18 protein-coding genes, 1 pseudogene and 1 riboswitch are annotated in these 19,194 nt (G+C 36.5%); of the genes and pseudogenes, 7 read left to right on the forward strand and 12 right to left on the reverse strand.

Features of this window, described 5'->3' with window-relative positions:
• From FD36_RS05170 to lysA, 8 genes are all read right to left on the reverse strand, one after another.
• On the reverse strand, positions 1-616 hold a 616-nt coding region (locus FD36_RS05170; protein ID WP_156402038.1), incomplete at its 3' end, for a hypothetical protein.
• 184 nt (positions 617-800) lie between these two features.
• Positions 801-2,684: an acyltransferase family protein gene (locus FD36_RS05175; RefSeq protein ID WP_056958525.1), complete on the reverse strand. Its 1,884-nt coding sequence runs from the start codon at positions 2,682-2,684 to the stop codon at positions 801-803.
• Between the two features lie 137 nt (positions 2,685-2,821).
• Positions 2,822-3,901: an aspartate-semialdehyde dehydrogenase gene (locus FD36_RS05180; protein ID WP_056958527.1), complete on the reverse strand. Its 1,080-nt coding sequence runs from the start codon at positions 3,899-3,901 to the stop codon at positions 2,822-2,824.
• An 18-nt stretch (positions 3,902-3,919) separates the two neighbouring features.
• A complete protein-coding gene (dapB, locus tag FD36_RS05185; RefSeq protein ID WP_056958529.1) occupies positions 3,920-4,696 on the reverse strand; it encodes a 4-hydroxy-tetrahydrodipicolinate reductase in 777 nt (258 codons plus the stop codon).
• On the reverse strand, positions 4,689-5,573 hold the full coding sequence (gene dapA, locus FD36_RS05190) for a 4-hydroxy-tetrahydrodipicolinate synthase (RefSeq protein ID WP_056958531.1): 885 nt from the start codon (positions 5,571-5,573) through the stop codon (positions 4,689-4,691). The genes dapB and dapA overlap by 8 nt, the downstream gene beginning before the upstream one ends.
• A 3-nt stretch (positions 5,574-5,576) precedes the next feature.
• Positions 5,577-6,740: an N-acetyldiaminopimelate deacetylase gene (locus FD36_RS05195; protein ID WP_056958532.1), complete on the reverse strand. Its 1,164-nt coding sequence runs from the start codon at positions 6,738-6,740 to the stop codon at positions 5,577-5,579.
• Positions 6,741-6,745: 5 nt separating this feature from the next.
• Positions 6,746-7,453, reverse strand: coding sequence for a 2,3,4,5-tetrahydropyridine-2,6-dicarboxylate N-acetyltransferase (gene dapD / locus FD36_RS05200; RefSeq protein WP_014081399.1), 708 nt, complete (start codon positions 7,451-7,453; stop codon positions 6,746-6,748).
• A 12-nt stretch (positions 7,454-7,465) separates the two neighbouring features.
• Complete coding sequence (gene lysA, locus FD36_RS05205) at positions 7,466-8,764, reverse strand: diaminopimelate decarboxylase (protein ID WP_056958534.1); 1,299 nt, start codon at positions 8,762-8,764, stop codon at positions 7,466-7,468.
• Between the two features lie 104 nt (positions 8,765-8,868).
• Positions 8,869-9,041: riboswitch (Lysine riboswitch) on the reverse strand.
• Between the two features lie 181 nt (positions 9,042-9,222).
• Here lysA and FD36_RS05210 point away from each other — a divergent pair.
• The 5 genes from FD36_RS05210 (at position 9,223) to FD36_RS05230 (ending at position 13,490) form a co-directional block, all read left to right on the forward strand.
• Positions 9,223-10,593 carry an aspartate kinase gene (locus FD36_RS05210; RefSeq protein WP_056958537.1) on the forward strand — a complete coding sequence of 457 codons (1,371 nt, stop codon included), beginning with the start codon at positions 9,223-9,225 and terminating at the stop codon, positions 10,591-10,593.
• Positions 10,594-10,607: 14 nt separating this feature from the next.
• Positions 10,608-11,582: a diaminopimelate epimerase gene (dapF, locus tag FD36_RS05215; RefSeq protein WP_056958539.1), complete on the forward strand. Its 975-nt coding sequence runs from the start codon at positions 10,608-10,610 to the stop codon at positions 11,580-11,582.
• 58 nt (positions 11,583-11,640) lie between these two features.
• Positions 11,641-12,237 (forward strand): NADPH-dependent FMN reductase, encoded by a 597-nt coding sequence (locus FD36_RS05220; protein ID WP_081462380.1) that lies wholly within the window; start codon positions 11,641-11,643, stop codon positions 12,235-12,237.
• 81 nt (positions 12,238-12,318) lie between these two features.
• Positions 12,319-12,936, forward strand: a complete 618-nt coding sequence (locus FD36_RS05225) for a L,D-transpeptidase (RefSeq protein ID WP_082610623.1) — start codon at positions 12,319-12,321, stop codon at positions 12,934-12,936.
• 233 nt (positions 12,937-13,169) lie between these two features.
• On the forward strand, positions 13,170-13,490 hold the full coding sequence (locus FD36_RS05230) for a DUF536 domain-containing protein (protein WP_056958543.1): 321 nt from the start codon (positions 13,170-13,172) through the stop codon (positions 13,488-13,490).
• Between the two features lie 276 nt (positions 13,491-13,766).
• Here FD36_RS05230 and FD36_RS05235 read toward each other — a convergent pair whose 3' ends face one another.
• From FD36_RS05235 to FD36_RS06690, 3 genes and pseudogenes are all read right to left on the reverse strand, one after another.
• Positions 13,767-13,949, reverse strand: coding sequence for a hypothetical protein (locus FD36_RS05235; RefSeq protein ID WP_014081392.1), 183 nt, complete (start codon positions 13,947-13,949; stop codon positions 13,767-13,769).
• A gap of 25 nt (positions 13,950-13,974) precedes the next feature.
• A pseudogene (locus FD36_RS05240) lies at positions 13,975-14,505 on the reverse strand (sulfite exporter TauE/SafE family protein); the annotation flags it as partial.
• Positions 14,506-14,535: 30 nt separating this feature from the next.
• A complete protein-coding gene (locus FD36_RS06690) occupies positions 14,536-14,727 on the reverse strand; it encodes a hypothetical protein (protein WP_081462379.1) in 192 nt (63 codons plus the stop codon).
• 209 nt (positions 14,728-14,936) lie between these two features.
• On the opposite strand from FD36_RS06690, the gene FD36_RS05250 reads away from it, so the two are divergent.
• Both FD36_RS05250 and FD36_RS05255 read left to right on the forward strand, forming a co-directional pair.
• The gene (locus FD36_RS05250) at positions 14,937-16,226 is read left to right on the forward strand and encodes an MFS transporter (protein ID WP_225416446.1); all 1,290 of its coding nucleotides are present in this window, start codon (positions 14,937-14,939) and stop codon (positions 16,224-16,226) included.
• On the forward strand, positions 16,210-17,763 hold the full coding sequence (locus FD36_RS05255) for a bifunctional metallophosphatase/5'-nucleotidase (RefSeq protein WP_056958550.1): 1,554 nt from the start codon (positions 16,210-16,212) through the stop codon (positions 17,761-17,763). The genes FD36_RS05250 and FD36_RS05255 overlap by 17 nt, the downstream gene beginning before the upstream one ends.
• 34 nt (positions 17,764-17,797) lie before the next feature.
• Here the strand turns inward: FD36_RS05255 and FD36_RS05260 are convergent, their stop codons facing one another.
• Entirely contained in the window at positions 17,798-19,084 is a 1,287-nt protein-coding gene (locus FD36_RS05260) for a cation:dicarboxylate symporter family transporter (protein ID WP_420889716.1), read from the reverse strand.
• Between the last annotated feature and the right edge of the window lie 110 nt (positions 19,085-19,194).

Here is a 19,194-nt window from a genome sequence, read left to right on the forward strand (position 1 = left end):
CAGGAATCAGCTTACATCCAGCTTGATTAGAAGTTGTATCTGCATATACTCCACTATACAATTTGACTAAATCATTAGAGTCTTTATCATTATTTGATGGCATTTGATTACTTGAATCATCATTTTTAACTTCATCAGTTGAATTAGGTTGACTTTGCTCTGATTTATTTTCATCAGTTGTCTGTGTTTTAGCAGGTTCAGAATTATCCTGAACTTCATTAGTTAATTCAGAAGTTGGTTGTTCTTGAGCTTTTACTTCATTTTGAGGTGCTGTTTCTGGATTTGTTTCAGTAGTTTTACTTGTGTCATTTTCATTTTTAGTATCATCTTTTGCAGATGATTTTGAAAGATTGACTTGATTAGAATTAACACCGTCACCAGCTACCGGAGCGTTATCCTGATTAGCTGCTTTTACATCTGCACTAACTACTTGTGAATTGGTATCGGCTGATACGTGGAGTCCACCACCAACAATTCCCATTGATGCAAAAGTAATTCCCATTGCAATACTTAACCAACCACGTTTACTTTTAATTAATTTATAGCGTTGCTTAGTTTCTCCAGTTTCCCATGAAACTTTATTACGTTTTTTAATTGCTTTCTTAAAGCTTTCCATATAATAATTCTCCTTAAAAGTACCTAAATAAACAGTCGAAAATTGTTTAGCACGATTGTTATTTAAAATTAAATAGGTTAAATAACGGTTAAAACCTTAACAAAAAAACTGATTTGTAAACAATAAGAACATAATTTTAAAAAAAAAAGCTGAATTCATAATGAATTCAGCTTTATTTATTATATTATTTTTTCAAAATTTCATTAGCAATGAAACTAGCATATTTAACTGACCCTGTTTGATTAGGATGAGTTGAATCACTATATAACCAATCTGGATGATCTTTAATGTAATCATTCCAGTCAATCACCGTTAAATTATGATATTGCTTTTGTGCATTATTTAAGGTGTCGTTATCTGTGTTTTGCCAAGGTTGAGTTGGAACATGCACATTAATCCAATAGACATGTCGTTTTGACCCAGCAATTTGCATAATCTGTTTAATGGTATCGTCTTTAATTTCACCATTAGTTCCTAACCCGATAATGATATTTTTACCCATCAAACCTTGATTCGATAGACCTTGAAGAGTTGAAACTCCATCAGTCGTTTGTCGCGAAACCGCAGCATCAATATAGAGTCTTGGAAAAATCTTTTGTAAATCATCTCGTCCAGACAACATTACAGAATCACCCACAGCACAACCAGAGAATTTTTCGGCTTCGTTGAGCTGCGTTGCACTTAAACCTTCTTTTTCAAATTCAGTAACATCTGCTTGGGGACGTTTAATGGCTTGCTTACTTTTGATTTTTTCAGCTAATTGTTTATTATGATCTTTTTCTTTTTGTGAATTTTCCTTAATTCGCTTAGCTAATTGAGTATGATTGGCTTGATGAGGATTAATCAATGTTGATTGAATAATACCAAACATTCCAAACGTTAAAATTACAAATAACACAATTTGTAGTTTAGATAATTTTTTGATGTATGCAATAATTTTATGAAATAGTGCTCGATAATCATAATGTCCAAACGGAATTTGAATGCAACGATATGATAATTCTGAGACAACTCCAATCAATAATAATTCAACAATTCCATAAATTAATTGATGATCAGCAATATTCTTAAATTTATCACCAAAGAACACAAAAACTGGTAGTTGATAAACATAAATTTCATAACTTCGTGAACCAATCCAATTAAAAATGGGATTAGTCAATCTTTTGTTCCAAAAACCAGCGTTAGTAACCACTGCCCACATAGTTAACACGGTTGCTAAAGAAAAGAGAACCATCCCACCACGATAAAGAAAAGTTGATTGAGCCCCAACTGTAAAGACTAAAATAGCCATTAAAAATAGGCCAATTCCTCCAATAACGTTAAAAAACACATTTTGTTCTTTACCGGCATGATGCATAATTCGATTACTAGGCCAAATCACAGCAAGTGCTGCTCCCAATAAAATTGAAAACATCCGCGTATCAGTTCCATAATAAACCCGACTAGGATCAACTCCGTGTTGATATAACAAAGCCATTTCAATGATAGAAAACAGTGATAAGCCTAACGCAACATATAAAACTTGTTTTTGATTAAGTGCTTCACTCTTTTGTCGACCTTTATTAAAGGATCGCAAAATTAACATCACAATCAAGGGCCAAATTAAATAGAATTGCCCTTCAACTGCCAACGTCCACAAATGCGTAAAAGGTGACTGTGATCCAGCAAAATTTTGAAAATAAGATTGCCCATTTAAAATTTCGTACCAGTTATATGTATAAGTTAAATTAGTTACAATGCTTTGCCATAAATTAGCTAACAGATTTCTTTGGAAAAAGGTAATGTAGGCAGCCGTTGCAAACAACATCATAATTAACGTCGGATACAACTTTTTAATTCGTTTATACCAAAAATTACCATAATCAAAAGTATTTGTTTGCTGATATTCACCAATTAAATGATCAGTAACTAAGTACCCAGATAATGTTAGAAAAATGGGAACGCCTAAATAACCCCCACTGAATAATTGTGGATTGAAATGATATAAAATCACGCCAATTACTGCAAGCGCTCTAAGACCGGTAAATCCAGTAATAAAACGATGTTTAACTTTGTTATTTTCCATAATCTGCACTACATTCCCATAATTTAATTTTTCTCTAAGCTTGATTATATACTTATACTTACAATTTTTAAAACAAAAATCCCAGTCTAATAGCCGTCTAAACAGCTGTTGGACTAGGATTTACATCAAATTAAAACTTATTTTCCATAATATTCATCAGGGACATGAACTAAATCATGTTCAACTAATTTTTCGGCAATTTGAACTGTGTTAGCAGCGGCACCTTTTAACAAGTTATCTGCTACGACCCACATATTGTAACTACCAGGATTTTCAGGATCTTCTCTTACTCGACCAACAAAGGTTTCAGTATGATTTTCAGCATCAATTGGTTGAGGATAAATTTGGTTAGCGGGATCATCTTGAAGGACTAATCCTTTACCATTTTTGATTAATTCCTGGACTTTTTTAGTATCTAATTTGCTTGGATCTTCAACTTCAAAGAACACTGATTCTCCATGACCAATCACAACAGGAACTCGAACACAGGTTGCGTTAACTTTGATTTCATCAGAGTTCATATCACCTGACATAATCTTCTTAGTTTCATGAACCATTTTCCATTCTTCATGAGTAGAACCATCTTCTTCGAAAACATCGATCTGAGGAAGAAGGTTAAAAGCTAAAGGATAATGTTTCTTTTCCCCTTTGACTGGGAAAATTTCAGCAGTCATTGGTTTACCATCAAGATGTTGTTGTGCTTCATTATCAAGTTCTTTAATAGCCATTTGACCAGCACCTGAACCTGCTTGATATGTAGAAACGATTACTTGTTTCAAACCAGCAACTTCCTTAATTGGTTGTAAAGCAACTACCATTTGGATGGTTGAACAATTAGGATTGGCAATAATTCCCTTGTGATCGTAAATTGCTTGTTCGTTAACTTCAGGAACAACCAAGGGAACTTCAGGATCCATCCGGAACGCACTGGTATTATCAACCGCAACGGCACCACGTTTCACAGCTTCTGGTAAGAATTTTTTTGAAGCTGCTCCACCAGCAGAAGCCAACACGATGTCGACATCATCAAAAACTTCGGGAGTGGTTTCTTCAACTACCACATCTTGTCCTTTGAATTGTAGAACTTTACCAGCTGAACGGCTGGAAGCTAAAAATTTAACATTTTTAACGGGAATCGATGATTTTTCCAATTGGTCAATCATTCGCGTTCCGACGGCACCAGTAGCACCTAAAATTGCAACATTATACTCTCTCATAGTTAGTTATCCTCTTTTTTATAAAACGTTTTCTAATCCAATTTCAAATCCAGTAAGTTTTTGAATGTTTTTAATGGCAATGTTTAACCCATGCATAAATGAAGCACGATCAAAAGAATCTTGGCGAATGGTTAAGGCTTCACCTTGACCACCAAAAAGTACTTCTTCATGAGCCACATAGCCAGGTAACCGAACGGCATGAATGTGAACGCCTTCATAATCGGCACCACGTGCTCCCGGAAGTGTTTCAACCGTCGGATATTCAGTTCCTTTAGATTCACGACCGGCCACAATCATTTTAGCAGTATTAATCGCAGTTCCCGAAGGTGCATCCTTTTTATCAGCATGGTGCATTTCGATAATTTCGGCATCAGGGAAATACTTCGCCGCTTGTTTAGCAAATTGCATTAAAAGCACTGCTGATAAACCAAAGTTAGGCACAATTAAACCTTTGGTATTCGTTTGTTCGGCAAGCTTTTCTAGTTCCGCAACTTGGGCTTCGGTCATTCCACTCGTTCCAATCACGGGTACCATGTTGTGATCTAACGCAAATTTAGCATTTTCAAAGGCGCCAGTTGGAATCGAAAAATCAACCCAGACATCAGCATCCGTTTGAATGTCAGCTAATTGGTTAAACACTTTACAGTCAGTTGGCAAACCGTAGTCAGCCGCATCCGTTGTTTTCAAATTAGGACTGTATACGGCCACTAATTCTAATTCAGGATCAGTTTCAATCATCTTACAAGCTTGGGTTCCCATTGAACCTCTAAATCCAGAAACTAAAACTTTAGTCATTTTCCGTCTCCTTTTCGCCTACAGCTACTAATAATTCATTTTGTTGCTTTTCATTTAAATCAACAATTGGTAAACGAGACCCACCAACGTTTAACCAGTCATGATTCAATAAGAATTTTACAGGTGAAGGTGATGGGAACATGAATAATGCTTGCATCTTAGGGGTTAATTCACGTTGAATTTGTCCAGCTAATTGAATATCACTATTCATTAATTGGTACATCCGGCGTAAATCTGGCATGTAAAGGTGGGAAGCCACTGAAATAACTCCTTGTCCACCCACTGTTTTGGCAAATAAAGCTTGAGGATCTTCACCAGTATATGTAAGGAAATCATCCGGTGTATTTTCCACAATTCGTTCAAAGTCTTCCATTGAACCACATTGTTTTACTCCGATAATATTAGGATAGTGACTCAATTCGATAATCGTATCAACATCCATCGTTACTCCAGTTCTACCTGGAATATTGTACATAATAATTGGCAAATCAGAAGCATCGGCCACGGCTTTGAAGTGGGCTTTCATCCCAATTTGGTTGGGTTTGTTGTAGTAAGGAACGACTACTAAAGCAGCATCAATTCCCGGAATTTGAGCTACTTCTTGGGTGAAATCGATTGTACCTTGCGTACTATTATTTCCCGTTCCCGCAATGATAGGAGCACGACCAGCAACAATTTCAACAAACTTTTGGTAAAGTTCAATTTTTTCAGCATGAGATAACGTTGGAGTTTCTCCAGTGGTTCCCCCAATTAAGAAACCAGTGCCACCTTCTTGCAACAAACGATCAGTTAATTCTGCTAAAGCAGTAAAATTAATTTGATCATGGCAATCAAATGGAGTGACAAGTGCAGTGATAATATCAGCATTATTAAACATGAATTACTCCTTTTCGTTCATTCGATGAGTTAAAAATCCAGTAATGGCAGAAATCCCAGGTTGAATGGCTTTAGTATCTGGCACTAATTGACTGGAATGAAGTTGATGATCTGGATCACCAATTCCTAACCAAAACATGGTTCCCGGAATTTTAGATAATAAATAACCAAAGTCTTCTCCAGTCATTGCCGGTTCAGTTTCTTGATAAGTAACTTCGGGATTTTCTTCCATACAATTGATGAAATCAGCGGTTAGTTTCGGATTGTTTTCAACGGGTAAATAGCCACCTTGATTTAATTTCAAATCAACTTTACATCCGTAGCTAGTTGCAATTCCATTGGTGACCTCTTGTAACCGTTCATCAATGTGTTCAATCATGGTTTGGGTTAAGCCCCGAATCGTGCCCTTTAAATGAGCAGAACCCGAAATCACATTGCGAATTGTTCCCGCTTCAAACTGACCAAAGGTAATGACGCCTCCTTCAATCGGATCGACACTTCGCGAAACAATCGTTTGTACTTGATTAATAAATTGACTAGCAGCCACAATCATATCGTTAGCGAATTGCGGATATGCAGCATGGCCTTGTACTCCAGTGAAATCAACGTCAACTTCCGTGGTTCCAGCAAATAAGGTCCCCATCCGACAACCAATCGTGCCAGCATCCAGTTGCGGATTATCGTGTAATCCATAAAATTCATCCGGACGCCATTGATCAGTAAAGACACCATCTTCGTAGGCTAATTTCCCTCCATTTTCACTTTCTTCGGCTGGTTGGAAGAAAAACAAGAGGTTGTCTTGTGGTTGATGTTTGGCAAAATAACGTAACGTGCCTAATGCCACTGTCATATGGATGTCGTGCCCACAGGCGTGCATCTTCCCAGGATGTTGCGATGCAAAACTTAATCCCGTTTCTTCATTAGTAGGGAGTGCATCAATGTCGGTTCGATAACCAATCGTGCGTTTGGGACTAGAACCGTGGAATAACACTAGAATCGCAGTTGATAATTCTTCTGGTACTTTGATTTCAGTAAAATCAGTATCAGCAGTAAATTGTTTGATTTGTTTCATTAAATAGTCATGAGTTTCAAATTCGTGTAAGGCTAATTCGGGAATTTGATGTAAGTCTTGATAAATTTTACGTAAATCTTGATCAAGCTCTACCATATTGTCTAACCTCTTAAATCGTCTTCTAATTTAGTCTTATCAATGGTTTGTTGGTTTACGTCTTTGATTTTTTTAGCAGGCATCCCAGCAACGACTGTGTAAGGTTCAACGTCTTTGGTAACGACCGCACCAGCAGCAACGACTGCCCCTTTACCGACATGAACTCCTTCAATCACAACGGCATTTGCACCAACTAATACATCATCGTCAATTCGAACTGGTTCGGCACTAGCTGGTTCAATTACTCCAGCTAAAACGGCACCAGCACCAATGTGACAGTGTTTTCCAACTAAGGCACGACCACCAAGCACGGCACCCATATCAATCATTGATGCTTCACCAATTTCAGCACCGATGTTGATTAAAGCTCCCATCATAATCACGGCATCTTTCCCAATTTTAACTTGGTCACGAATTACAGCACCTGGTTCAATTCGGGCATCAATATTTTTGGTGTTCAATAATGGAACAGCTGAGTTTCTGCCATCACTTTCAATTTCAGAAGCTTCGATTTGGTCAGCATGATTAGTTAAGATGGGTTCAACTGCGGCCCAGTCCCCAAAAATTACTCCAGTGTTGCCATTGATGAAAGTCTTAATGGTATCAGGAAAATCAATTTTTGCTAAGTCACCCTTTAAGTAAACTTTAACGGGAGTTTTCTTTTTGGCATTTGAGATGTATTGAATAATTTCGTGAGCGTTTAGTTCAGTCATGTTTTTCTCCTCTTAAATATCTAATTTTTTGTCTAAATGAATTAGGTCAGCGTAAGTTTCTCGTTCAATTGCAATTTGTGATTTACCATTTTCCACAAATACTACTGCTGGACGGGGGTTAAGATTATAATTGGAAGCCATTGAATAACCGTAAGCACCAGTAGCAAGCACGGCGATTACGTCACCAGGATGTAAAACAGGAAGTTCGATATCTTTAATCAAAATATCTCCCGATTCACAGTATTTTCCAGCGATGGTTACTAATTCAACGTTGTCATCATGGACATCGTTTGCCACCACAGCATCGTAATCAGCGCCGTATAAAGCGGGACGGATGTTATCACCCATTCCTCCATCAACAGCAACGTACTTTCTGATTTCAGGAATATCCTTACTTGATCCAGCGGTGTAAAGAGTGGTTCCTGCTGGCCCAGCAATTGAACGACCTGGTTCAATCCACACAGCAGGAAGTGGTAAATTGCGACTTTCTGTTTCGTGACGTAAAGTGGTTAAAATTTGTTGCACAAAATCTTCTGGACGAATGGGATGATCAGCATCTGTATACTTAATTCCGAATCCCCCACCAACGTTGATGATTGAAGGCATGTAGCCAAAATCATCATTCCAGTGTTGCATTAACTTAACTAATTTTTCGGTTTCAATCTTAAAACCATCCGTTTCAAAGATTTGCGAACCAATATGAGAATGGACTCCCACTAAGTTCATGTTAGGTTCCTTTAAAACTTGTTGTAAAACTTCATCAGCTTGGCCAGTTAAGATATCAAAACCAAATTTACTATCTTGTTGACCGGTTTGGATAAATTCATGAGTATGAGCGGATACAGCTGGCGAAACTCGTAACATAACATCAATCGTTTCGTTTTTTGTAGCTAAAACTTCACTCAATAATTGAATTTCATAGAAATTATCTAAAATGATTACCCCAACATGATTGTCAACGGCCATTTCAAGTTCTTCACGAGACTTGTTATTTCCGTGAAAACTAATGTGATCCATTGGGAAACCAGCTTTAATAGCAGTATAAAGTTCACCACCAGAAACGACATCCGCATGAGCATTTTCCTGTGCTAAAACTTGGTACATGGCAATACAAGCAAAGGCTTTGCTGGCATAACTAACCGCGTAGTCAATGTCATTTTCCTTAAAAACACGTTGGAATGCATGAATCTGACTTCTAACTTTACTAATGTCATAAACCTGTAAGGCTGTCCCATATTGAGCTGCTAAATCAGTAGCCAGGATGCCACCAATCATTAATTGATTATCTTGAACTTCATTGCTATCCAACATTTATGGATCCTCCAGTTTTTATTAAATCGAATTTAAAAACAAAAAAGAGTCTATTTCACGAAAGCTCCGCAAAAATAGACTCTTTTAAAACACTTTCAGAATCGATTATACATAGCTCCCCGGAAATAATTCCGACAGTCCATAGCTTATTCAACTATGTCCCAGCTTGCTAAGTTCCATTTAACTTAGTGCTTCGGCAAATAACCCTTTCGTTTGTTTCATCGTCTAATGGTAACTCCCCAAACTAATCTTATTATTTGCGACCTCTATTTGATTTATTAAAGCATAACGAATTCAGTTACTTTCGTCAATACTTTTCCCAGATTTAATGAATCATTCGTAAATTTCTTTATTTCTATATACTAAACAAGATAATTGTCGTATTTTATTCCCCAAAAGGTTGCCGAGTTATTAAAATAGTGATAATTTCTGAATAACAAATTTACGAGGTGAATTAAATGAAAGTTGTAAAATTTGGTGGTAGCTCCTTAGCTGATGCAGACCATTTTGAACAAATTATTAAAATTATTAAAAGTGATTCCGAACGAAAAGCAGTTGTCGTCTCAGCTCCTGGAACTCGTTTTAAAGGCGACATAAAAGTAACTGATCTCTTAATCAAATATGCAAATCAATTCCTTAATCACGAACCTTTTGAAAATACGCAAACAGAAATTATTAAACGTTATCAAGCAATTGCTGACCACTTTCAGTTACCTGAAAATGTCATGGAAAGAATTGCAACTACAATTCAATCCTTACCATTGCAAACCTACTCTGATGATGAATTTTTAATGGCCGGATTTAAGGCGCAAGGTGAGTATCTAAACGCCTTCCTATTGACCGCTGTATTAAATAAAATTGGTATGCCAACCCAGTTTATGGATCCAAAAGAAGTGGGCTTTTTAGTGAGCGATAATGCGCAAGATGCTCATGTTTTAGATGCTACCTATGCTAACTTAGCGCAATTTCGTAATCCCGAACAACACTTAGTTTTTCCTGGTTTTTTTGGTTTTACTGAAACAGGTCAAATTGCAACTTTTTCCCGTGGTGGTTCTGACATTACTGGATCGATTGTGGCTAAAGGGCTAGACGCTGATGTCTACGAAAACTTTACTGATGTAGATGCCATTTATTCGGTGGATCCACGAATGGTTCAAAACCCAAAAAGCATTAAAGTCATGACGTATCGTGAAATGCGAGAATTATCATACGCCGGATTCTCTGTTTTTCATGATGAAGCAATTTTACCTGCAATTGAAGCTCAAATTCCTATCAACGTTCGCAATACTAATCATCCCGACTTACCAGGAACGATGATTGTGCCCGAAAGAACTTTCAAGCCAACTGGTTTAGTAACTGGGGTTGCTAGTTCAAAACGATTTGCAGCTCTCTACTTACATCGTTACTTGTTAAATAAAGAAACTGGTTTTACCCTAAAATTATTGCAAATTTTATATAAATACAATATTTCTTACGAGCACATGCCTTCCGGGATTGATGATTTAACTATCATTTTTGATAAACGTCAATTTACACCTGAACTAATTGAACAAATGTGTGCTGAAATTCAAGAGGTCTTGAATCCTGATCAATTGGAATGGATTAACGATTATGCCATCATTATGATTGTGGGAGAGGGAATGCAAAAAAGTCCCCACACCATCGAAGATATTATCCGTCCAATTAGTGATCACGAAATTAAAATTCACATGATTAACCAAGGGGCTTCCAAAATTGCAATTATGTTAGGAACTAATGAATCTGATGCCGAACAAGCGGTAAAATTAGTGTATCAACACTTCTTTGATAATAATCGAATTATCGATTAGAAAGGTCTACATTTATGACAAAATTACTTAAGGTCCATGGATCCGAAAACACCTTTTTTCTCTTTGACTTAACTCAATTTGAACAACAACCAACTTTTGCAGAAATTTCTAAATTAGCAGTAGCGATGAAGGCCGGTGATAATCCCGATTTAAACAATATCGACGGGATTTTAGTCGTTCAAGATTCTGACCATCAAGATTGTTTAGGGAAAATGACAGTGGTTAATGCTGATGGAAGTTTAGCGTCAATGTGTGGAAATGGCTTGCGAACCGTCACCCGTTATTTAGCCGAAAAATTTGGCAAAACCAAGTTTAAAGTGGAAACGCAAGATGCCGATTTAGACGTGGAAAAAGAAGCCGATTTAGCGGACCAAGTCCCTGCTTATGGAGTCCAAATTTCACCAGTCCGGTTTGACCACAACGATTTTCCCTTTGAAAAACTAGGGACCGACGAAATTCACGACCAAATGTTACCGCAATTAGATGATCGCTTAAGTTTTACAGCAATTGCATTACCGAATCCTCATTTAATTAGTTTTGTGTCGGATGCAGTTTTAAAAACCGATAAATTAAAAAGATTGGGAACTTATTTGAACGGAGAAAATCCGTATTTTACTGACGGAGTAAACGTTAACTTTGCTAACATCCTAGCTCCTGATACCCTCTTCGTGCGCACTTTTGAACGTGGTGTGGGATTCACAAATGCCTGTGGAACTGGAATGACTTCGACTAGTTTAGCCTACGCTTTAAACCATTATGAAGGTGATTTTGATCGTATTATTACGGTTTACAATCCTGGTGGCATGGTTAAGGTTCATGTCCAAAAAACGGGGAATGATTTACACCTTCAATTAATTGCAAACGCTACTGAACTAGGTACTTTCACAATTGATGCAAAAGATTTATTTGACCATCATTTTGCCGCAGGAACTTACCAACCAACTGATGAAGAAGCCCATTATCAAGAATGGATTAAAAGTTTAAACTAATTTAAACAACTTACTAAAAGAAAGTGGTATACTAATAGTATATTAATTAAAGGATGGCATGATGATGACTAAAATTAACGTAATCTTAGGTAGCGTGCGAGAACCTTCTATGGGAAATCGCTTATTTACTTATTTAAAAAACAATCGGCTTGAATTGGAAGCCGAAAATGGGATTCAATTAACCTTTATCAAGGTTGGAGATTATCAATTGAAACCTTATAATCAACCAATACCTCCATTAGCAACCCCTGAATACCCCAACAACTTGCCAGAAAATGCCAAGCAATGGGTCAACGATGTTTCTGATGCGGACGGAGTTTTAATCTTAGCTCCTGAATATGACTACTCCATTCCAGGTGCTTTAAAAACAGCCTTGGATTATTTAAAGGGTATGGACGGCAAACCAGTTCAAGTCATTAGCTACTCAATGGGAAAAGTTGGCGGATTATTAGGTATGATGGCTTTATTACCCGTTTTCCAAGTTCTCAATATGATTACTTTGAACCATAATTTACAACTTGCTAACATTCAAAAAGTATTTGCTGAAGACGGTAACTTTATTCCAGAATTGGCAGAATCTGAACAAGTTTATTATCGTAACCGAATTGCACAAATCATTAAAAATATTTCACATTATTCTGAATTACTAAAATAACTCTGCTAAATCACAGAGTTATTTTTGGTGTGTTAAACTATTATTAATGGTTGCAAATAGAACAAGAAAAAAAGGATTTACATGATGAAAAAGGTAAGATTAGCTTTACTAGTTGGTTGTTTAAGCATCGTCGCTTCGTTATTCTTTTTAACAGGGACGACTTCTGCTAATCAAAAAACTAATTTACTAAATCCTAGTTATACTAAGTTGAATGGCAAAAAAGTGGTCGATTGGAAGAAACCAACCGCTAAGAAATACGTTGATTTAACTAACGTTCCTGCTAAAGATTTAAAAATTGTGGTTAATCAAAAACACCAAAAGGTGAATATTTATAAAAATAACAAATTAGTTGAACAATTCCTTTGTTCAACTGGAAAACGTACAAAAGAAACTGCTACTCCAGTTGGAACATTTGCAATTGAACCAGAACACGGAACGTGGTTCTACAACGCTAAACCTGACGTTGCTGAAGGCGCACGAAACTTCGTAAGTTTTAAAGATCACGGAGTTTATCTCTTCCACTCAGTCGTAATGAACCAAGATAACCAACCAATTATGAGTCGTCAAGGTCGCCTTGGTCACCCTAATTCACACGGTTGTATCCAAATGAGTTTGCCTGATAACATTTACTTCTACAACACTTTCTCACAACCTGATAAAGTGGGAACCAAAGTTGTGATTGAACCATTTAGTAAATAATATTGATTAACAAAAAGAACTCGATAATGACGTTATCAGCTGATGTTTCCTTGCGGAATATACTTCTGATAACGCCTTTTTTGTATGCTAATTAACAATCAATAAAGTAGAAAAACTGCTGATGAATTAAAAATAAGCAAACAGTCCAAATATAATTAAATATATATATGATTCAAAGATATCTAAATCACTAGAGTTGGAACAGATTTGAGATTAATTCTGAAGGACTTAAAGTGCTGGAAAGCTTTGACAAAGAAAATTACCAAAAACGTCAAGATAAAAACGACAATGTTGTCGACAAGCAAATGCTTGACGTTTTAGCTGAACAATTAAGGGTTAAAGATCAACAAATTGCAGAACTAAATAAAGTATTAGATCAGCAGCAACAGCTATCATTGATAACTACCCAAGAGAATCGACAATTAAAAGAAAAGATCAATGAACTTGGTGGATATTTAAATTCTGATAATAGGGAAGTTGATAAAACAAAAGAACCCACACAAGTTCATGAAGAACAGGTAGGGTTCTGGGGTAGATTATTTGGTAAGCACTAAACGTACAATTTTTGTAAATTATCAAAAAGCATAATAAAGCAAAAGACACCCAAATGGGTGCCTTTTGTTCTACTTTCGTTGGCTACAAATCGCAACAACGATTATAGCTATGCAAATCAGTGAGATTTCCATGTTGTTTACCTCTTATAGGAGACAACGGAATTAGTCGTTTGACCACGACTAAAAAATTTAAGGGTACCCTCTTAACGGGTACTCTTTTTTATTTTTCATTAATTTAAGGCAATAAAAAAGTTCGCCAACTACGACGAACCTAATTTATGATAATTTTTTCCAATCGACTAATACCATTGCTAAGCTAATTAAAATTAAAACTAAGATAATCATCATTTGATCAGTCCAAGCCAACCATTTGCTGAAGGGTCCCGCTAATAAACCACCAACTAGGGCAGTGATAGTTAAGTCAATAATCATTGCTGATAAATAAAGCGCTAACCACATAAATGTGATTAACACCCAAAATTATTTACATAAATGCTTGATATCCCAAGTAAAGGGCCACGATAATCGCAAAACAACTAATCGTATATTGCATGACCTTGAAAGGAATGAAACGCACCACAATTGGTCCGAGATATCCTCCAGCAAATAAACATACCGCAATAATTGGAACAACCATCCAATCAATTGGCAATGTAAAGACAAAGATGATGACCGATAAAATATCGGCACACAATGCTGCCATATTACGCGTTGCATTGTATTCGACATACGGAGCCGTGGTAATCCGCGACAAAACGGCATTCAAAAGGACTCCAGTTCCTGCACCAAAGTACCCTTCATAAACTCCAACAGCCATTAATGAAGCAACCGCCATTACTTGAACTCCCCGTTTAACTTCAGTAGCAGAAGTATGTTTTTTAGGTAAAACCATCAAAATTCCGGAAAACAAAATAATGATGGGAACCACTTTTTTGAAAGTCTCGGCTGAAGTAAATAGTAAAATAATTGAACCAAAAATTGATCCAACAGCAGTAATCGCTGAAATTTTAACCCATTCAGATACATTTTTCTTTAGTTCTTGTCGTTATGATAGCACTGCACTAGTATCACTAAATAATAATCCAACGGTAATTGTTACATTAGCTGTGATTGGTGAAATTCCAACGTAGAGCATTGCCGGATATAACGCTAACGTCGCCATTCCCACAATTCCATTCATCGTTCCGGCAATAATACTCGTTACGACTAAAATAATGATATTGGTTACAGTAAACATTTAAAAAACCTGCTTTCTTCTGTTCAATAGTAATTATTATCTGCTTTAAAAGCAGTGATTTCAACTTTAAACATTAAATTTTCACTAAATAAAAATTGACATTATTACTGAGAGTGTTATTATGAGCTTTAAAGAAATTGGCTTTAACTGGTTCGGAGAAACCACAAGCTTTCCCCAGATGATTGTATAATAATATACTTTTATTCAGAGTGATTTTGTGTGGCCTGAACCAGGCCATTATAAAATCACTTTTTTATTTGGAGGTAGTTTTCATGCATTTTTCGAAGTTTACAAAGTACCAAAAAGGTGTTTCACTTTCAACTGGATTAAGTTACATCCTTGAAAGAATGGACGCTGCTTTTATGGGATTGGCGTTAGCATCAATCATTGCAACATTACATATTTCAAAAGCACAAGGTGGTTTAATTCCAGCCATTACCGCTGTTGGTTCATTAGTTGGTGGAGTTGGATTCGGTATTTTAGCCGACAAATTTGGTCGAGTTAGAACGCTTAGTTGGTCAATCTTTATTTATGCATTTGGAACTGCCGGAATGGGTTTCACTAATTCATTTACTCTTCTTCTAATTTTCCGAATCATTATTGGACTAGGAACTAGTGGTGAGTATGGAATTGCTTTAACCATGCTTAGTGAAGCTTTCCAAAAGAAATACATGGGACGAATTTCATCAGCTGCAGGAGTCGCTGGCCAAGTTGGAGCAATTATTGCCTCATTACTAGCTGCCGTTGTTCTTCCTGACTGGCATCTCCTCTTCTTTATTGGAATTATTCCAGTTATTTTAGCTGCTTACATCCGTTTCAGACTTCCTGAAAGTAAGTCTTTTAACGATAATAAAATTGAAGAAAAAAAAGATGAAAAAGTTAAATTAGGTGACGTTTGGTCATTATTTGCTACACCTGCCGAAGCCTTCTTATCAATCAGAATTGTGATCATGTTCTTAATTCACATTGCTGGTTATGGTACTGTAATGAACTGGCTTCCAACGATTGCACAAGAACGAATGCATGTTGACGTTGCTAAATCATCTCTTTGGATGGTATTCACAATCGTCGGAATGGCATTAGGAATGTCAGTTTTTGCTTACCTTCAAGATAAATATGGGAGTCGGATAGCTTTCGGGATTTTCTTAGTTGGATCGGCTATCTCCGTTTTCTTCTTAATTATGGCAACTAACCCAATTGAATTCGTGATTGCTGGTGCAATTGTTGGTTTCTTAACAGACGGAATGTACAGTGGTTATGGTGCAATTGTCAGCAACCTTTATCCTAGTAAGAATCGAGCAACTGCTAACAACACGATTATGTCAGTTGCCAAAACAATTGGAACTTTATCTCCCGTACTAGTTGGATACATTATGGATGTATCCACGGTTACAACTGTGGTAATCTTTATGAGTATCTGTTACTTAATCAGTTTTGTCGTTATGATGTCAATTAAACAATTGAAGAAGGATCACCCACGTTATGTCGAAGACAATTAAAATTTTATCAACCAGTGATGTCCATGGTTTTGTTTATCCAACTGATTTTAGTAGTCGGGATAATCGAACTGAATTAGGTTTATTAAAAGCTGGAAGTTACATTAAACAAACGAAAGAAAATGCTAAAGACGATGAAACTGTCGTGGCCATTGAAAATGGTGACTTGATTCAAGGATCACCACTAACTAGTTATTTAGCCGATCATTCTGATCATCAATCTTTCTTGAGTTTGATTACTCGAAAAATTGGGTACGATGCTGGAATATTAGGTAACCATGAGTTTAACTATGGCTTTAATTACATTAAAAATAGTGAAGCAGACCGAAATTATCCAATTTTAGCGGCCAATATTGATGGTGCCATCGCTGCTGGCATTGCTGAACAACCTTATCAAATTATTGAAAAAAATGGGATTAAAATTGCAATTCTTGGGTTAACCACTGCTTTTATTCCGAATTGGGAACTCGCGAAAAACATCCCTGGTTTAACGTTTAACTCCATTTTGCCAATTGCTAAACAATTAGTCCCTGAACTACGTAAACAAGCTGACGTGGTCATTGTTAGCTATCATGGTGGCATTGAGGCTGATCCAGAGACTGGTGAGCCAACGGAAAAATATACTGTAGAAAATGAAGGGGCTCGTTTATTAAACGAAGTTCCCGGAATTGACGCACTTGTTACCGGACACCAACATCGAGAATTAGCTACTAAAATCAACGGTGTCCCACTAACTCAACCAGGTCTACATGGAACCAATGTTGGTGAAATTACGCTTCAACTTGATAACGATAATCATGTCATATCTAGTGAGAGTCAATTAATTGACACAGCTCCCATTAAAATTGACCCTGATTTAATGCCTAACCCAGAATTGGAAGAAACGGTACAAGACTGGCTTGATCAACCAATGGGAACCGTTACTGGTGCAGATATGCGGATTACTAGTCCGATGGAAGCACGCTTGCATGGTCATCCTTATTTAGAATTAATCAATCAAGTCCAAATGGATGCCTTAGGTGCAGACATTGCTAGTACAGCCCTCTTTAACGATGATTTAGATGGCTACGGTCGCAATGTTTCTATGCGAGAAATCATTAATAATTATCCTTATCCCAATCTAGCATTCTTAGAAAAAGTAACTGGAAAAGATTTAAAAGCTGCCTTAGAACGTTGTGCTAGTTTCTTTACATTGCAAAATGGTGAAATTGGCATCAGTACAGAATTCACGAAGCCTAAATTGCAAATGTTCAATTATGATTTTTATAGTGGGATTGACTACGAATTTGATTTAACGAAGCCAGTTGGTCATCGAGTTACGAAACTAATTTATCATGATAAAACAGTTACAGATGATCAAAGTTTGTTAGTAGCAATGAATAATTATCGTGGAATTGGTGGTGGTGAGTATTCGATGTTTGGTAGTGATAAACTAGTTAAACAAACTAGCGATAGCATTCAAAACTTAACGATTGAATACCTTAAGCATCATGACCCCTATCAAGCTATTCAACCAAATAATTTAACTATAAAAAAATAATGAGCTAGCTGAGAAATCAGCTAACTCATTTTTATTATGCAGTTTTTTTAGATTTAAGCTCTTTTACATAAGCAGCGGCTTTATCATGATTAAATTCATGTTCAGATGTTCCAATTACCACTGTGGCAAGTGAATTACCAACAACGTTTACAACCGTTCTAGCCATATCAACGAATCGATCAATTCCAGCAATAAAAGTTAATCCGGCCATTGGCACCCCAATTGTCGAAACAGTTGCTAAAAGAACCACGAAAGATGCTCCTGGAACTCCAGCCATTCCCTTAGAAGTGATCATTAAAACCACAACTAAGGTGATTTGTTGACCAATTGAAAGATGAATTCCATAGGCTTGCGCCAAGAAAATGGCAGCAATTGATTGGTAGATAGCTGAACCATCTAAGTTAAAGGTATAGCCAGTCGGAATTACAAAAGAAACGATTGAGGGATTAACCCCAAATTTATCCATTTTTTCCATCATCTTTGGCATTACAGCTTCAGAACTAGCAGTTGAGAATGAAAGGACAATTTCATTTTTCATAACAAGTAATAAGTTGAAAAGGCTAAAATGACAAAGTTTTGCAACAATTCCCATAACCACAAAAACGAAGAAAATCATAGTTGCGTAAACAGTAATAACAAAATAACTGAGCGGAAGGAGCACTTTCACACCTAGTTCAGCTAAAGTTAATCCAATTAAGGCGCAAACACCAATTGGTGCAAGGTGCATGACCCAGTTAGTAATTTTAAACATTACTTGCGAAACTGAACCTAAGAAGTCGACAATAATTTGACCCTTTTCACCAATGGCAGCAGTTCCTAATCCAAAGAAGACTGAGAACACAATGACTGGCATCATATCACCCTTAGAGATGGAGCCAAAAATGTTAGTTGGAATTAGAGCAATCAACGTTGACCAAAGGGACTCATTTTGTGAATGCTTTGCGGTCGAAACGTATGAGCTAATATCCATAGATGAATGCATTTGATGCACATCAATAAACGTTCCAGGATGAAAAATATTGGCTACGACTAACCCTAAGATAATTGCTATTGTAGTCATAATTTCAAAGTACAACAGTGTTTTTCCACCAATACGGCCAACTTTTTTAATATCACCCATACTGGCAATTCCAACTGTCAAACAAGAAACCACAATTGGTAATACAATCATTTGGATTAAACCAATGAACATAGTTCCGATACTTTGCATAGCTGTAATTGCCGGTTTGTTATGATAACAAACTAATCCTAAAATAATCCCCAAAATTAATCCAGCAACAATTTGCCAACCTAACGTGAATTTAAACTTCTTTTTCATCATGGCCCACCCTTTTATGTAATTGCATCGATTATACAATAAAATAAAGTTTTTAACAAAGTCAAAAAATTAACTCAAATATTTAAAACAACAAAAAAGACCTTAGCTTACGC

The organism is Fructilactobacillus sanfranciscensis DSM 20451 (assembly GCF_001436035.1).
In the GTDB taxonomy this organism is placed as follows: domain Bacteria; phylum Bacillota; class Bacilli; order Lactobacillales; family Lactobacillaceae; genus Fructilactobacillus; species Fructilactobacillus sanfranciscensis.

Excerpts from the sequence above, each read along its gene's own strand:
- FD36_RS05175 (WP_056958525.1), bottom strand. The coding sequence starts at position 2,684 with ATGGAAAATAACAAAGTTAAACATCGTTTTATTACTGGATTTACCGGT.
- FD36_RS05180 (WP_056958527.1), bottom strand. The coding sequence starts at position 3,901 with ATGAGAGAGTATAATGTTGCAATTTTAGGTGCTACTGGTGCCGTCGGA.
- dapB (WP_056958529.1), bottom strand. The coding sequence starts at position 4,696 with ATGACTAAAGTTTTAGTTTCTGGATTTAGAGGTTCAATGGGAACCCAA.
- dapA (WP_056958531.1), bottom strand. The coding sequence starts at position 5,573 with ATGTTTAATAATGCTGATATTATCACTGCACTTGTCACTCCATTTGAT.
- FD36_RS05195 (WP_056958532.1), bottom strand. The coding sequence starts at position 6,740 with ATGGTAGAGCTTGATCAAGATTTACGTAAAATTTATCAAGACTTACAT.
- dapD (WP_014081399.1), bottom strand. The coding sequence starts at position 7,453 with ATGACTGAACTAAACGCTCACGAAATTATTCAATACATCTCAAATGCC.
- lysA (WP_056958534.1), bottom strand. The coding sequence starts at position 8,764 with ATGTTGGATAGCAATGAAGTTCAAGATAATCAATTAATGATTGGTGGC.
- FD36_RS05210 (WP_056958537.1), top strand. The coding sequence starts at position 9,223 with ATGAAAGTTGTAAAATTTGGTGGTAGCTCCTTAGCTGATGCAGACCAT.
- dapF (WP_056958539.1), top strand. The coding sequence starts at position 10,608 with ATGACAAAATTACTTAAGGTCCATGGATCCGAAAACACCTTTTTTCTC.
- FD36_RS05220 (WP_081462380.1), top strand. The coding sequence starts at position 11,641 with ATGATGATGACTAAAATTAACGTAATCTTAGGTAGCGTGCGAGAACCT.
- FD36_RS05225 (WP_082610623.1), top strand. The coding sequence starts at position 12,319 with ATGATGAAAAAGGTAAGATTAGCTTTACTAGTTGGTTGTTTAAGCATC.
- FD36_RS05235 (WP_014081392.1), bottom strand. The coding sequence starts at position 13,949 with ATGTGGTTAGCGCTTTATTTATCAGCAATGATTATTGACTTAACTATC.
- FD36_RS06690 (WP_081462379.1), bottom strand. The coding sequence starts at position 14,727 with ATGTTTACTGTAACCAATATCATTATTTTAGTCGTAACGAGTATTATT.
- FD36_RS05255 (WP_056958550.1), top strand. The coding sequence starts at position 16,210 with ATGTCGAAGACAATTAAAATTTTATCAACCAGTGATGTCCATGGTTTT.
- FD36_RS05260 (WP_420889716.1), bottom strand. The coding sequence starts at position 19,084 with ATGATGAAAAAGAAGTTTAAATTCACGTTAGGTTGGCAAATTGTTGCT.